The sequence below is a fragment of the Sphingopyxis sp. genome (assembly GCF_035250425.1).
Classification (GTDB): Bacteria; Pseudomonadota; Alphaproteobacteria; order Sphingomonadales; family Sphingomonadaceae; genus Sphingopyxis.
Genome location: NZ_DATFFD010000063.1, coordinates 16,653 through 30,386 on the forward strand (window position 1 = coordinate 16,653; position 13,734 = coordinate 30,386).

14 protein-coding genes are annotated in these 13,734 nt (G+C 62.5%); 11 read left to right on the top strand and 3 right to left on the bottom strand.

The genetic code is table 11. The features are described from left to right. Positions 1 to 5 precede the first annotated feature (5 nt). Positions 6 to 1,043: a type II secretion system F family protein gene (locus VJ811_RS03900; RefSeq protein ID WP_324070967.1), complete on the top strand. Its 1,038-nt coding sequence runs from the start codon at positions 6 to 8 to the stop codon at positions 1,041 to 1,043. A gap of 59 nt (positions 1,044 to 1,102) precedes the next feature. Here VJ811_RS03900 and VJ811_RS03905 read toward each other — a convergent pair whose 3' ends face one another. Further along, positions 1,103 to 2,104, bottom strand: a complete 1,002-nt coding sequence (locus VJ811_RS03905; protein WP_324070968.1) for a fumarylacetoacetate hydrolase family protein — start codon at positions 2,102 to 2,104, stop codon at positions 1,103 to 1,105. A 57-nt stretch (positions 2,105 to 2,161) separates the two neighbouring features. Then, positions 2,162 to 2,575, bottom strand: a complete 414-nt coding sequence (locus VJ811_RS03910; protein WP_324070969.1) for a hypothetical protein — start codon at positions 2,573 to 2,575, stop codon at positions 2,162 to 2,164. A 149-nt stretch (positions 2,576 to 2,724) separates the two neighbouring features. On the opposite strand from VJ811_RS03910, the gene VJ811_RS03915 reads away from it, so the two are divergent. From VJ811_RS03915 to VJ811_RS03930, 4 genes are all read left to right on the top strand, one after another. Next, positions 2,725 to 3,957: a sensor histidine kinase gene (locus VJ811_RS03915; RefSeq protein ID WP_414711912.1), complete on the top strand. Its 1,233-nt coding sequence runs from the start codon at positions 2,725 to 2,727 to the stop codon at positions 3,955 to 3,957. 179 nt (positions 3,958 to 4,136) lie between these two features. Beyond that, positions 4,137 to 4,343 carry a cold-shock protein gene (locus VJ811_RS03920; protein WP_058538446.1) on the top strand — a complete coding sequence of 69 codons (207 nt, stop codon included), beginning with the start codon at positions 4,137 to 4,139 and terminating at the stop codon, positions 4,341 to 4,343. Positions 4,344 to 4,347: 4 nt separating this feature from the next. Continuing rightward, positions 4,348 to 4,611 carry a translation initiation factor IF-1 gene (gene infA, locus VJ811_RS03925; protein ID WP_037515274.1) on the top strand — a complete coding sequence of 88 codons (264 nt, stop codon included), beginning with the start codon at positions 4,348 to 4,350 and terminating at the stop codon, positions 4,609 to 4,611. Between the two features lie 226 nt (positions 4,612 to 4,837). Further along, positions 4,838 to 5,050, top strand: coding sequence for a hypothetical protein (locus VJ811_RS03930; RefSeq protein ID WP_037515273.1), 213 nt, complete (start codon positions 4,838 to 4,840; stop codon positions 5,048 to 5,050). A gap of 13 nt (positions 5,051 to 5,063) precedes the next feature. Here VJ811_RS03930 and VJ811_RS03935 read toward each other — a convergent pair whose 3' ends face one another. Beyond that, positions 5,064 to 6,380, bottom strand: a complete 1,317-nt coding sequence (locus VJ811_RS03935; RefSeq protein WP_324070971.1) for an aspartate aminotransferase family protein — start codon at positions 6,378 to 6,380, stop codon at positions 5,064 to 5,066. 258 nt (positions 6,381 to 6,638) lie between these two features. Here VJ811_RS03935 and VJ811_RS03940 point away from each other — a divergent pair, with 258 nt between their 5' ends. From VJ811_RS03940 to VJ811_RS03965, 6 genes are all read left to right on the top strand, one after another. Continuing rightward, the gene (locus tag VJ811_RS03940; RefSeq protein ID WP_324070972.1) at positions 6,639 to 7,985 is read left to right on the top strand and encodes a glutamine synthetase family protein; all 1,347 of its coding nucleotides are present in this window, start codon (positions 6,639 to 6,641) and stop codon (positions 7,983 to 7,985) included. Between the two features lie 120 nt (positions 7,986 to 8,105). After that, positions 8,106 to 9,371 carry an FAD-binding oxidoreductase gene (locus tag VJ811_RS03945; protein WP_324070973.1) on the top strand — a complete coding sequence of 422 codons (1,266 nt, stop codon included), beginning with the start codon at positions 8,106 to 8,108 and terminating at the stop codon, positions 9,369 to 9,371. A gap of 23 nt (positions 9,372 to 9,394) precedes the next feature. Beyond that, entirely contained in the window at positions 9,395 to 10,786 is a 1,392-nt protein-coding gene (locus VJ811_RS03950) for a glutamine synthetase family protein (protein WP_324070974.1), read from the top strand. Positions 10,787 to 10,893: 107 nt separating this feature from the next. Beyond that, entirely contained in the window at positions 10,894 to 12,000 is a 1,107-nt protein-coding gene (locus tag VJ811_RS03955) for a spermidine/putrescine ABC transporter substrate-binding protein (protein WP_324070975.1), read from the top strand. Between the two features lie 23 nt (positions 12,001 to 12,023). Continuing rightward, positions 12,024 to 12,929, top strand: a complete 906-nt coding sequence (locus VJ811_RS03960; RefSeq protein ID WP_324070976.1) for an ABC transporter permease — start codon at positions 12,024 to 12,026, stop codon at positions 12,927 to 12,929. Beyond that, positions 12,929 to 13,734 (top strand): ABC transporter permease (locus tag VJ811_RS03965; protein WP_324070977.1); only part of this gene is annotated, 806 nt, incomplete at its 3' end. The genes VJ811_RS03960 and VJ811_RS03965, both read left to right, overlap by 1 nt.

Genomic DNA, 13,734 nt, shown 5'->3' on the forward strand with positions numbered 1-13,734 from the left:
TCGAAATGAACAGTAGCCTCCTTCTCTCTTCGGCTTTCTCCGGCGCACAAGCCGGACCGAAAATCCTGGGTATCGATGTGGTATGGGCCGGCACGATGCTGGCGGCTGTCGGCGTCTTTGCGGTCCTGTTCGCGATTTATAACGCGCTCACGGTCCGCAATCCGATGACCAAGCGCGTCAAGGCGCTGAACGAGCGCCGCGAACAGCTCAAGGCGGGCATCACCGCATCGACCGCGAAACGCCGCGCCCGTCTGGTTCGCAAGAACCAGACCGCCGACCGGATGCGCACCTTTCTTGGCCGCCTTCAGGTGCTGCAGGAAGGACAAATCAAAGAGGTCCAGCAAAAGCTGGCGCAGGCCGGCATCCGGTCGAAGGATCTGGCCGTGGCGGTCATTTTCGGCCGCATGGTCCTGCCGATCCTGTTCGGCGGCCTCGCCCTTTTCCTGATCTATTGGGTCGACATGTGGCCCGACATGACGTCGTTCAAGCGGTCCATATATACGATGGGCGCGTTGATCCTCGGCTATAAGGCACCCGATCTCTTCGTCGACAATATGCGGCAAAAGCGTACCCACGCGATCCGCAAAGGCTTGCCCGACGCGCTCGACCTGCTCGTCATCTGCGCCGAAGCCGGTTTGACTGTCGACTCCGCCTTTTCGCGCGTTTCGAAGGAACTCGGCCGGGCTTATCCCGAACTCGGCGAAGAATTCGCGCTGACGTCGATCGAACTCGGCTTTCTGACCGAACGCCGTCAGGCTTTCGAAAACTTCGCCTATCGCGTGAATCTGGAATCGGTGAAGGGCGTGGTCACGACCATGATCCAGACCGAAAAATACGGTACGCCGCTCGCCAGCGCGCTTCGTGTCCTGTCGGCCGAATTCCGCAACGAGCGCATGATGCGCGCCGAGGAAAAGGCTGCGCGCCTGCCCGCGATCATGACGGTGCCGTTGATCCTGTTCATTCTGCCGGTGCTGTTCATCGTCATTCTTGGCCCGGCGGCCTGTTCGCTGAGCGACGCGATGTCCGGCGGCAGCTTCGGCTAACGACCGGCCGCTTTTGGCGAATGCCACGAGGGGTGGGTGCAAACCCGCCCCTTTTTCGTTCAGGCAACCTGCTGTTCGATCGCGCCGAAAATGCTGTGATGCCGGTCATCGTCCATCCAGATACGAACCGTGTCGCCCTTTTGCATGAACGGCGTCTTGGGCTCGCCCTGCTGGATCGTTTCGACCGTCCGCACTTCCGCGAGGCAACTATAGCCGAGACCGCCGGCGGCGATCGGCCTGCCCGGCCCGCCATCGGCATCACGGTTCGATACCGTGCCCGACCCGATGATCGTGCCCGCACCCAGATCGCGCGTCTTCGCCGCATGGGCGATCAGCGCGCCGAAATCGAACGTCATGTCGACGCCCGCGTCGGCACGCCCCAATGGCTGGCCGTTGAGGTCGACGGACAATGTGCCGTGCAGCTTGCCGTCCTTCCAGCGATCGCCGAGCGCATCGGGCGTCACGAACACGGGCGACATCGCGCTCGACGGCTTCGACTGGAAAAAGCCGAAACCCTTGGCGAGTTCCGCCGGGATCAGGCCGCGAAGGGAGACGTCGTTGGTCAGGCCGACGAGCAGAATCTTCTCGCGCGCCGTGGCGGCATCGATACCCTTGGGCACATCCCCCGTCACGACGACCACTTCGGCCTCCATATCGCAGCCCCAGGCGGGATCGCCGAGGGGGATCGGATCGCGCGGAGCGAGGAAGGCATCGCTGCCGCCCTGGTACATCAGCGGATCGTGCCAGAAGCTGTCGGGCATGTCGGCGCCGCGCGCCTGCCGCACCAGCGCGACATGGTTCACATAAGCGCTGCCGTCGGCCCACTGATAGGCACGCGGCAGCGGCGACGCGGCGTCATGTTCGTGAAAACGATCCTTCGGGATCGCATCATGGTTGAGATCCTCGGCCAGCGCCACGAGGCGCGGCGCAGCATAAGCCCAATTGTCGAGCGCCGCCTGCATCGTCGGAACGATCTGGCCGGCGTCGGCGTACCAGGCAAGGTCGTCCGAGACGACGACCAAGCGTCCGTCGCGGCCCTTTTTGAGCGAAGCTAGTTTCACGGGAACTCCTTTGGCTGACGATGCGGCTGAACCGACATCGCCTCAAAGGAACGAAAATCAGCGCGTCATCGTGATCGATGCAAAACAGGTAAAGCCGCTCTGCCCCGCCTGCAAGCGCCGGATATATTGAAGATAGGCCTGCGACTGATTGTAGGTCGTGCCGGGCAGCGTCTGCCCACGAAACGCGCGCTTCACTTCCTCACCCGTGAACGGGCGGGCCGAGCCCGGAAACGCCCCATTCGTGCCCGGCGGAACCAGCTTGCCCGCGGTATCGATATATTTGCCGGCGCCCGTCGGGCCGGGAACGGGAATCTGGCAGTTCATCACCGACACCGCGGTCTGCGCAAAGGCAGGACGGATCGTCAGCGCGGCGGAGACGCCAACGGCGCCGAGCGCGAGCATCCTGCGACGCGACGGGATGGCTTCGTCCGTCTCCACGGGGTTTTCGGCGGGAATGTCGCTGTTTTTCATGTCGCGCGCATAACCCAATGAAGCGCTGAGGAAAAGCAAAAGACGGGGCACCTCTTTGCCCTTCCCGCTTTGGCACATTCGCATTCAGGAGGTTAATTGCCGTAAACATCCTTGCACATCATCCCCGCTTCGTGCGAGGCGCAACGGCGATGTTCGATCGCCTTTCCAGCCTGGTCATCGCTTTGACGCTGGTCGCCATCGCGGCAATTTTTGCTACGTTGTCCGGGGGCGATCCACTATCGATCGCCATCATGGTGCTCGCGGGTGTTGTTGCCGCCGCCACCGTTTACAGCGCGCTTCCCATCGCCTTGCCCGAAGCGACGGGAACCGCCTCCGAACCTGCCGCCGCACCACCCATCTCCTTGCTCCGCCATCCCGATTTTGCCCATTGGGTCGATCAGGAGAAAGAGCCCTTGATCGGCACCGCCGACAATATCGTCACCATCGCCAACGACGCCGCGATCCGGTTGCTGGGCCGGCATATCGTCGGCGCCGACGTCCGCACCGCGATCCGTCATCCCGCGGCGACCGACTGGCTGTCGCGGATTGGCGAAAACGCGCCACTCGACACGATCAACCTGGTCGATTTTCCCCGCCCCGGCCAGCGCTGGACGATGCGCATCGCCGCGCTGTCGGGCAGCGAATATATCATCTTCCTGTCCGACCGGTCAGCGATCGATGCCGCGGACCGCATGCGATCCGACTTCGTGGCCAACGCCAGCCACGAACTGCGCACGCCGCTCGCCGCGATCCTCGGCTATGTCGAAACGCTCCAGGAAATGAACGGCGAGGCCGACGCGCCGACGCGCAATCGCTTCCTTTCGATCATCGATCGCGAAGCGCGGCGGATGCAGCAACTTGTCATCGACCTATTGTCGATCTCGCGGGTCGAGGCCGACCGCTTTCGCCGCCCGACAACACCTGTCGACCTTGCCGCTATCGTCCAGACGACGATCACGCAATTGCGCGATAGCGAACAGGCGCGCACCAAAGACATCGTGGCGCGGCTGGGCGACGAACCGCAACCGGTGCTCGGCGACGAAGCGCAGCTGGGGCAGCTCGCGCACAATATCATTTCAAACGCGATGAAATATGGTCATGCGGGAACGCCGGTGACGGTCGAGCTGGTGCGCGAGGGCCGCCGCGTGCGGCTGTCGGTCACCGACGAGGGCGACGGTATCGCGCCCGATCATCTGCCGCGCCTGACCGAACGTTTCTATCGCGTCGACGAAGCGCGCAGCCGTTCGGTCGGCGGAACCGGCCTCGGCCTCGCCATCGTCAAGCACATCAGCGAACGCCATCAGGGACAGCTCGACATCGACAGCCAAGTCGGCAAAGGCACCCGCGTTTCGGTGGCCTTTCCCCTGCTCGCGCAGGCATGACGGTGCGCGAATCCAAGCCTATCCTTGACTTTTCATAGCTCAAGCCCCATCTTCGGCAGGCTATCGTCGCCTACGACGGATTTTTTTGCCAGATTGGCGGACACTTCCATCCTCACGCTACCTGGCGCCATCGGGCATAAGGCCGATGGTAACTCCGATTCCGTGAAAGGAACGACCCCATGCCGATCGGCACCGTAAAATTCTTCAACACCGAAAAAGGTTATGGCTTCATCGCCAACGAAGACGGCTCGGGCGACAATTTCGTCCACATCACCGCCCTCGAACGCGCCGGGATGACGACGCTGAACAAGGATCAGCGCGTTTCCTATGATCTGGAAACCGACCAGCGCGGCAAAGTCGCCGCCGTCAACATCCAGTCGGCCTGATCTTTTGGCCAAAGAGGAACTACTGACCCTCGACGGCCAGATCGATGAAATCCTTCCCGACGGTCGCTTCGGCGTCATTCTGGAAAATGATCATCGGATCATCGCTTACACGGCAGGCCGGATGCGACGTTTTCGCATCCGGTCGGTCGTTGGCGACGCCGTACGCGTCGAAATGACGCCCTATGACCTGACCAAAGGCCGCATCGTCTATCGCGATCGCGGCGCTGGCCCGGCCGGAGGCGGACCCCGCAAGGGCAATCGGCGCTGAATAGCCAACCAGAACAAAACAATGATTACAGGATATTATGAACTTTAATTTGAATGCATTTCCTTCCCTTCTTCGGCCCTATTCCGCGATCGATGCGCGGGCCGATAAGCCAGCCCGGCGATCGCCGACGCTGACGCGGCGCGAACTTCGCCGCCTGATTGCCCAAATGGTCGACTGACTTTTCCGGTTCCGACCTTCAACCACCTCTACCCTAAGGATTTCCGCCATGTCGAACACCAGCGATTTCTACCTGATCCAGGCGGACAAATGCGCGGCCGACGCGGCGGAAAGCACGCTATCACAGGTCCGCGACCGCAATCTGCGCGCCGAACAGGCGTGGCGCACGATGGCCGAACGCCTGATCCAGACCGAAGCCACGCGTGCGCGGCAGGTCGCTGCGGCAGCGGCCAAGGCGGAAGCCAACGTCGCCGCCGACTGACGATTATTTTTCGTCAGTCGATGCGGACCAGCAATTCGGCAATCTTCCCGAACATCTCGTCAATCTGCGCCTTTTCGGCGATCAGCGGCGGCGACAGCGCAATGATGTCGCCGGTCGCGCGGACGAGCAGGCCGTTGTCGAAGCAGGCGTGGAACAGTTCCATCGCGCGCTCCGTTGGCGCTCCCGCGCGCGGCTCGAGTTCGATCCCCGCGACCAGACCGATCGTGCGAATATCGATGACGTGGCGGGCGCCCTTCAGGCTGTGCGCCGCGTCTTCCCAATAGCTACCGAGGTCCTTTGCGCGGTCGAACAGGCCATCGCGCGCATAAAGATCAAGCGTCGCGAGACCCGCGGCGCTTGCGAGCGGGTGCCCCGAATAGGTGTAGCCGTGGAACAGCTCGATCCCGCCCGGCACACTCTCGATCACCGCATCATGGAGTTCGCGTTTCACCGCAACGGCGCCCATCGGCACCGCGGCGTTGGTGAGCCCCTTCGCCATGGTGATGATGTCGGGCGTCACGCCCCATTCTCCCGCTGCGGTGGCGCCGCCGACGCGGCCGAACGCCGTGATAACCTCATCGAAAATCAGGATGATACCGTGCTTGTCGCATATTTCGCGCAGGCGCTGGAGATAGCCGACCGGCGGCACGAGCACCCCGGTCGATCCGGCCATCGGCTCGACGATCACCGCCGCGATGGTGTCGGCGCCGTGCAGGTCGACGAGGCGCTGAAGGTCGTCGGCGAGTTCGGCGCCATGCTGCGGAAAACCGCGCGTAAAAGCGTTGCGTTCGATGTCGTGCGTGTGGCGGATATGGTCGACGCCGGGCAGCCCGCCCCCAAAGGCGCGGCGGTTGTTGACCAGCCCGCCGACGCTGATCCCGCCAAAGCCGGTGCCATGATAGCCGCGCTCGCGCCCGATCAGCCGCGTACGCGTCCCCTGGCCCTTGGCCCGCTGGATATTGAGCGCAATTTTCAGCGCGGTATCAACCGACTCGGAGCCGCTGTTGGTAAAGAATATCCGGTCGAGCCCGTCGGGCATCAGCGCTGCCAGGCGCTGCGCGAGCTCGAACGGCAGCGGATGGCCGAGCTGAAACGTGGGCGCGAAATCGAGTGTCGCCGCGGCATTCGCGATCGCCTCGGTGATTTCGGGACGGCAATGGCCCGCGTTGCTGCACCAGAGCCCCGACGTGCCATCGAGAACCTGCCGCCCATCGCCCGACTGGTAATATATGCCGTTCGCCGACACGAGCTGCCGCGGATGCGCCTTGTACGATCGGTTGGCGGTAAACGGCATCCAGAAGGAGGCCAGCTGGTCGTTTTCACCCCTCATCGCGATCTCCTATAAACCTGTCATTGCGAGGAGCGCAGCGACGAAGCAATCTCCAGCTCTCAGCCTCGGGAATGGCCGACAGCTGGAGATTGCTTCGCTTCGCTCGCAATGACAACCGGCATTCGCACAAGCAAAGAATCCGACATATAACCATGCCGAAAATGGCCGAATAGCGCCCCCCCCTCTGGCGCTCTCCCAAAGCTTGCGATACGCTGCCCGCTCCACAACGGGCCGACTCCTCGGCCCAATCGGGGGCTCATGTCAGTCAATCTGGAACAATGGATCAGCGACCATAAAATCGACGAAGTCGAATGTATCGTCCCCGACATCAACGGGGTCCAGCGCGGCAAGGTGCTGCCGGCCAAGAAGTTCCTGTCATCGGTCAACGACAAGTCGCTGCGCATTCCCGGCAGCGTCTTCATCTGCACGATCGACGGCCATTATCCCGAGGATATCGACGATATCTGGGACAAGGATCCCGACAAGATATTGATCGCCGACCCCAGCACGATCTGCATCGCGCCGGGCTTTACGTCGCCCACCGCTTTCGTGATCGCCGACGCCTATAATGGCGACGGCAGCGAGGTCGACATCGCGCCGCGCACGATCCTCAAGAAAGTGCTCGGCCTTTACGCCGATAAGAGCTGGAAACCGATCATCGCGCCCGAGGTCGAATTCTATCTCGTCTCGCAAAACGCCGACCCCGATTTCCCGCTGACCCCGCCGGTCGGCCAGTCGGGACGCAGCGAGACCGCGAGCCAGCCCTATGGGCTGGAGGCGATGAACGAATATGAGGATATCATCGATCATATCTATGACGATTGCGAGCTCATGGGGCTCGATATCGACACGATGATCCACGAAATGGGCGCCGCGCAGCTCGAGGTCAATTTCGAGCATGGCGACCCGCTGCGGCTCGCCGACGAGGTGTTCCTGTTCAAGCGTGTCGTGCGCAACGTCGCGAAGCAGCATAATGTCTATGCGACCTTCATGGCGAACCCGATGGCGGGCCAGCCGGGCAGCGCGATGCATATCCACCAGTCGGTGGTCGATGCGGTGACGGGCAAGAACCTGTTCTCGACCGCCAACGGCCGCGATAGCGCGATGTTTCGCAGCTATATCGCCGGACTGGTGCGCTACATGCCGCAAATCTCGCCGCTGTGGGCGCCCAACGTCAACAGCTTCCGCCGCATGCGTCCCGACAGCGCGGCGCCGATCAACGTCCAGTGGGGCGAGGATAACCGTTCATGCGGCTTTCGCGTGCCGATTTCCGACAAGAACAACCGCCGCGTCGAAAACCGCCTGCCCGGCGCCGACTCCAATCCCTATCTCGCAATCGCCGCCTCGCTCATCTGCGGCTACATCGGCATGGTCGACCGCATGGTGCCGGCCAAGCCGATCTCCGGCAGCGCCTATAACCGCGCCCGCACGCTGCCGCGCACGCTGGAGGCGGCGCTCGACCGGTTCGCTTCGTGCAAGAAGGTTCGCAATCTGCTCGGCGACGACTTCTTCGAAATCTTCTTCGCGGTGAAGGATTACGAGCTGTTCAACTATCAGTCGGTGGTGTCGAGCTGGGAACGCGAACATCTGCTGATGCGGGTCTGACCTGCCGATGATCCCGAGCCTCACCACCCGTTCGCGTCGAGCGAAGTCGAGACGCCGTGCTGACATGATGGGCGTCTCGACTTCGCTCGACGCGAACGGAATTGAGACGTCGGTTCATCGATGACCGATCCGCTCGCCAACAGCTATTATGCCGCGACCGCGCACGAATGGCCTGTGCATGCCGATATCGAGGGCGAATACGCCTGCGACGTCGCCGTAATCGGTGGGGGCTTCACCGGCTTGTCGGCAGCTCTCGCCTGCGCAGAGCGCGGATTTTCGGTCATTCTAGTCGAGGCGGAAAAGGTCGGATTCGGCGCATCCGGACGCAACGGTGGGCAGTTAATCCCCGGTCTTCGCTGGTCGGCTTCCGAACTGGAAGCCGAGTTCGGTCACGAACGCGCCGCCGCACTGTTCGGTCTGTGCTGGCGCGACAACCGCGTCAAAACCCGGATCGCGAAACATGGCATCGACTGCGACCTTAAGGTCGGACATCTGGAGGCCGCTTGGACGCCAAAGGATTTCGACGCGATGCGCCGCGAAGCCGAATACCTATCCAAACGCTACGGCTATGAAACAGACGTAATCTCAAAAGCCGAAATGGGCGCTCATATCGCGAGCCCGCTTTACCATGGCGGCATCCACGATACGCAGGGTGGGCATTTCCATCCGCTCAATTACGCAATCGGCTTGGCGAAGGCAGCCGAAGCGGCGGGCGTCCGGATTCTTCAGGGACAGCGTGCGAACTGGATCCTCGATAGCAATGCCGGCGAGTTGTTTCTCAGCGAGTCGACGATAGAGGCGCGCTATTTCATCGACGCAACCGACAGCTGGATCGGCGACATCGAGCCCGACCTCGGCCGCTACACCGTGCCGATCATGAACTATAATATCGCCACCGCACCGCTCACGAACGCCGACGCGCTGCTCCCCAGCGACGCAGCGGTCGCCGACAGCCGCTTCGTGCTCAACTATTTCCGGCTGTCGGCCGACAAGCGCCTGATCTTCGGCGGCGGCGAGCGCTATTCGCAAACCCCGCCCCGCGACATCGCGGTCTTCGTCCGACCCTTTATGGCGCAGGTCTTCCCGCAGATCGCCGACGCGAAGATCGACTATGGCTGGGGCGGCGCGGTCGCGGTGACGATGAACCGGCTCCCGCATATCGGGCGGCGCGGGAACATCTTCTATGCGCACGGCTTTTCGGGCCACGGCGCACTGGTGACGACGCTGGCGGGCGAACTGATCGCCGAGGCGATGGCCGGGACGGCCGAACGCTTTGATGTGCTCGCGAACCTGCCGTCGCAGCCTTTCCCCGGAGGCAAGTGGCTCAGGCGCCCCCTCGCTACCTTGGGATTGCTCTGGTATGCGCTTCGCGATCGGCTCGGTTGACCCGGATTTCAGGAGTATTTCGCATGTCGAAGTCATCGGGCGTAATCGCGCCGCGTTCGGAAGCCGAGGCCTTTTTCAAGGCCAATCCCGACGTCGATTCGATCGAGATGATCTACACCGACTTCGGCGGTGTGCCGCGCGGCAAGCGGCTGCGCCAGCATGAGGTGATGGCGGTTTACGAAAGCGGGCGCATGTTCCCCGGATCGATAACCGTCGTCGATATCACGGGGCAGGACACCGTCGAAACCGGCCTCGTCTGGGAGGACGGCGACGCCGACCGCTCGATGAAGCCGATCCCCGGCACCCTCGTCCGCACACCGTGGGGCGGTGATCATGCCGCGCAATTCCTCGTCGATTTCTACGAACTCGATGGCACCCCGCACGATCTCGATCCGCGCCATGTCCTCGACGGCGTGATCGATCGTTTCGTCGCCGATGGACTGACGCCCGTGCTCGCGGTCGAGCTGGAATTCTACCTCGTCGACCCGCGCCGCGCGCGCGACGGGCGCGTCCGCCCCGCCCGCCCCGGCTACAGCCGCGATACGCCGCGCAATGTCGAAGTCTATGGCCTGCGCGAACTCAACGACTTCCGCCCCTTCTTCGACGCGCTCTACGCCGCGACCGATGTGCAGAATCTGCCGCTCGAAAGCGCGATTTCCGAATTCGCCCCCGGCCAGTTCGAGCTGACGCTGCGCCACAAGCCCGACGCGCTACGCGCCTGCGACGATGCGATCATGTACAAAAGGCTCGTCAAGGCGGTTGCCCAGCAACACGGCCTCGAGGCGACCTTCATGGCCAAGCCCTTCGCCGATCAGGCGGGCAGCGGCATGCACATCCACGTCTCGGTCGATGACGGCAACGGCAACAACATCTTCGCCAGCGACGATCCCGAGGGCACGCCCGCACTGCGCCATGCGATCGGCGGCATGATCGGCACCGTTGGCGACGCCTTCGCGCTCTTCGCCCCGCACGCGAACAGCTATCGCCGCTTCAAGGCGAACAGCTATGCCCCCGTTGCGCCGACGTGGGGCGTGAACAACCGCACCGTATCGTTCCGCATCCCCGCCGGCCCACCGCCGAGCCGGCATGTCGAGCACCGCGCGTGCGGCGCCGACGCAAACCCCTATCTCGCGGTCGCCGCGGTCCTCGCGGGCATGCATCACGGCATGACGACCAAGGCCGATCCCGGCACGGCGGTGGTCGGCAACGGCTATGACCGCGACGCGTCGGGTGACGACAAGCCGCCGTCGAACTGGTTCGCGGCGGTCGACCGCTTTCACGGCTCGAAACTGATGCGCGACTATCTGGGCGAGCGCTTCGTCGACATGTTCACCATCGTGAAGCGCGTCGAGCAGGACCGCTATTTCGGCGTCGTCCCGACGCTGGACTACGACTGGTATCTGCGCAACGCCTGACCCCTCCGTGGAACAAAATTTCAAAGATTCGTGGTGCAGCGCAAAATATCCTCTTTCCAAGCCGACTTTATTGAGTCAGCTTGGCGTCACAAACAGGGAGGCTGCACATGGATCCGATTGAACTGATCAAGCAAACCCGGGGGCGTCGCTCGCTGCTGCAAGCGATGGGGGTCGCCGCAATCGGGATCAGCTTCGGCGGCCTCGCGGCGTGTAGCAAGGGGGGCGGCAAGAAGCTCTCGAACGGCGAGGAAGCCAAGCTCAACTTCTACAACTGGGACACCTATATCGGCGAGAATACGCTCGACAATTTCAAGGAAGCGACGGGCGTCGATGTCACGATGGACCTGTTCGACAGCAATGACGTGCTGTTCGCCAAGTTCAAGGCGGGCAATCCCGGTTACGACGTGATCGTGCCGTCGAACGACTTCGTCGAACGGATGAGCAAGGCCGGCATGCTGCTGCCGCTCGACCATGCGCAAATCCCGAACAAGAAGAATATCGACCCGGCGTACATCAACGTCGAATATGACCTGCAGCGCAAATTTTCGATGCCCTACACCTGGCTCGCGCTCGGCATCGGCTATCGCAAATCGAAAGTGTCGGCAAAGCCCGACAGCTGGAAAGTCCTGTTCGACAGCCCCGAATATGCCGGCCGCATCGCCTGGCTGTCGGAGGCCGGCGACATGTTCCGCCTCTTTGGCAAATATCTCGGCAAATCGGTCAATGCGCTGACCCCGGCGGATATCGCGACGATCGAAAGGATGATGATCAAGCAAAAGCCCAATGTGAAGAAATTCCACGAGGATGACGGGCAGGACCTGCTGCTCAAGGGCGACGTTGACGTCGTGCTCGAATATAATGGCGACATCGCGCAGGCGATGGTCGAGGACGCCGACATCGACTTCGTCGTGCCCAAGGAAGGCAGCCAGCTCAACTCGGACAATCTCTGCATCCCCAAGGGCGCGCCGCATCCAAAGAACGCCCACGCCTTTATCAACTATATCCTCGACGCCAATGTCGACAAGGAAATCACCGAGACGATCCTCTATCCGACGCCCAATGCCGCCGCGAAGAAGCTGATGCCCGACAGCTACAAGAATAATCCGGTGATCTTCCCGCCTGCCGAGGCGCTCGCGAAATGCGAATATGCGCGCTTCAATCCGGAGCTTCAGCCGCTCTATGAAGAGGCCTTCACAAGGGTCCGGGCGGCGTAACGGTCTGAAGGGGGCATCGGGGGGTGGCCGAGCAGGACTGGAAAACAAACAAAAGGGTCTTTGCGGCGGTATCGCTGCCGACGCTCTTCTGGATCATCCTCTTCTTCCTCGTGCCCATGGCGATCGTCTGGCTCTACAGCTTCGGCGAGAACAAGGGGCTGACCGAAATCGACATTTCGGGCACGCTCGACAATTACAAGCGCGCGACCGAGTGGCTGTACCTGACCATTTTCGGCAAGAGTTTCGCGGTCGCCGCGCTCGTCACGCTGATCTGCCTGATCATCGGCTTCCCCGTCGCGATGGCGATCACCTTCGCCAGCGAGAAATGGCGGCCGTGGCTGCTGCTCGGCATCATGCTCCCCTTCTGGACGAACCTGCTCATCCGCACCTATGCGCTGATGATGCTCCTCGGGACGCAGGGCTTCGCCAACAAAGGGCTCGGCGCGCTCTGGGAGGGGACAAGCTGGGTCAAGACGCTCGTCGGGCTCCAGCCGCTCCCGACGTGGGAGCCGGTGCAGCTGCTCTTCAACAATTTCGCGGTCGTCTTCGGGCTCGTCTATGTCCACCTCCCCTTCATGGTCCTGCCGCTCTACGCCGCGCTCGACCGCCTCGACCGCAGTCTGATCGAGGCGAGCCTCGACCTCGGCGCCGGCCATTTCCGAACGATCATGCGCATCGTCGTTCCGCTTGCCGCGCCGGGCATCGTCGCCGGGGTGATGATCACGCTGATCCCCGCGCTCGGCGCTTATCTCACGCCCGATTTGATGGGCGGGACCGACAGCCAGATGATCGCCAACGTCATCGAGCGCCAGTTCAAGAAGGCGAACGACTGGCCCTTCGGCGCCGCCCTCTCCTTCCTGCTCATCTATGCGATGTTCGCGCTGATCGCGATCCAGTCGATGCGCAAGAAGGTGCCGGAGGTCCGCTGATGGCCATCTTCGCCCGCACGCCCGTAGCCCCGCTCGAATATAGCCGGACCTTGTGGATGCGCCTTTGGGTCGGCGCGGTGATGGTTTTTCTTTACGCGCCGCTCGTGGTGCTGATGATCTTCAGCTTCAACGACAGCAAACGCAACGTCGTGTGGCGCGGCTTCACCACCAAATATTACGAAAAGGCACTCGGCAACGACCAGCTTGTCGAGGCGCTGGTCAATTCGCTGACGATCGCGGCGCTTGCGACGATCGTCAGCCTCGCGCTCGGCGCGGTCGCCGCGGTCATGCTGTGGCGCTTCCGCTTCCCGCTCAAAAGCGCGATCGACGGCACGATTTCGCTGCCGATCATCGTTCCCGAAATCTGTCTCGGCGTCGCCTTTCTGATGTTCTTCGCCGCGGTCGACTGGCCGACCGACCTGATCTGGCCGTTCAACCTCGGCGCGATCACCATCGCGCATATCACCTTCTGCTTCCCCTTCGTGACGATGGTCGTGCGCTCGCGCCTCGCGACCTTCAACCGCGAGCAGGAGGAGGCGGCGAAAGATCTCGGCGCCAGCGAGTGGCAGGTGTTCCGCGATGTGCTGATCCCGCACATCAAGCCCGCGCTCGTTGCCGGCGCGCTCTTGTCCTTCACGCTCAGTCTCGACGATTTCGTCATCACCTATTTCACCAGCGGCCCCGACACGATCACCTTCCCGGTGAAAGTCTATTCGATGGTCCGCTTCTCGGTGACGCCCGAGGTCAACGCCGCCTCGACGCTGCTCATTCTCCTCACCGTCGCCCTGACCTTCGTCGCGCTCAA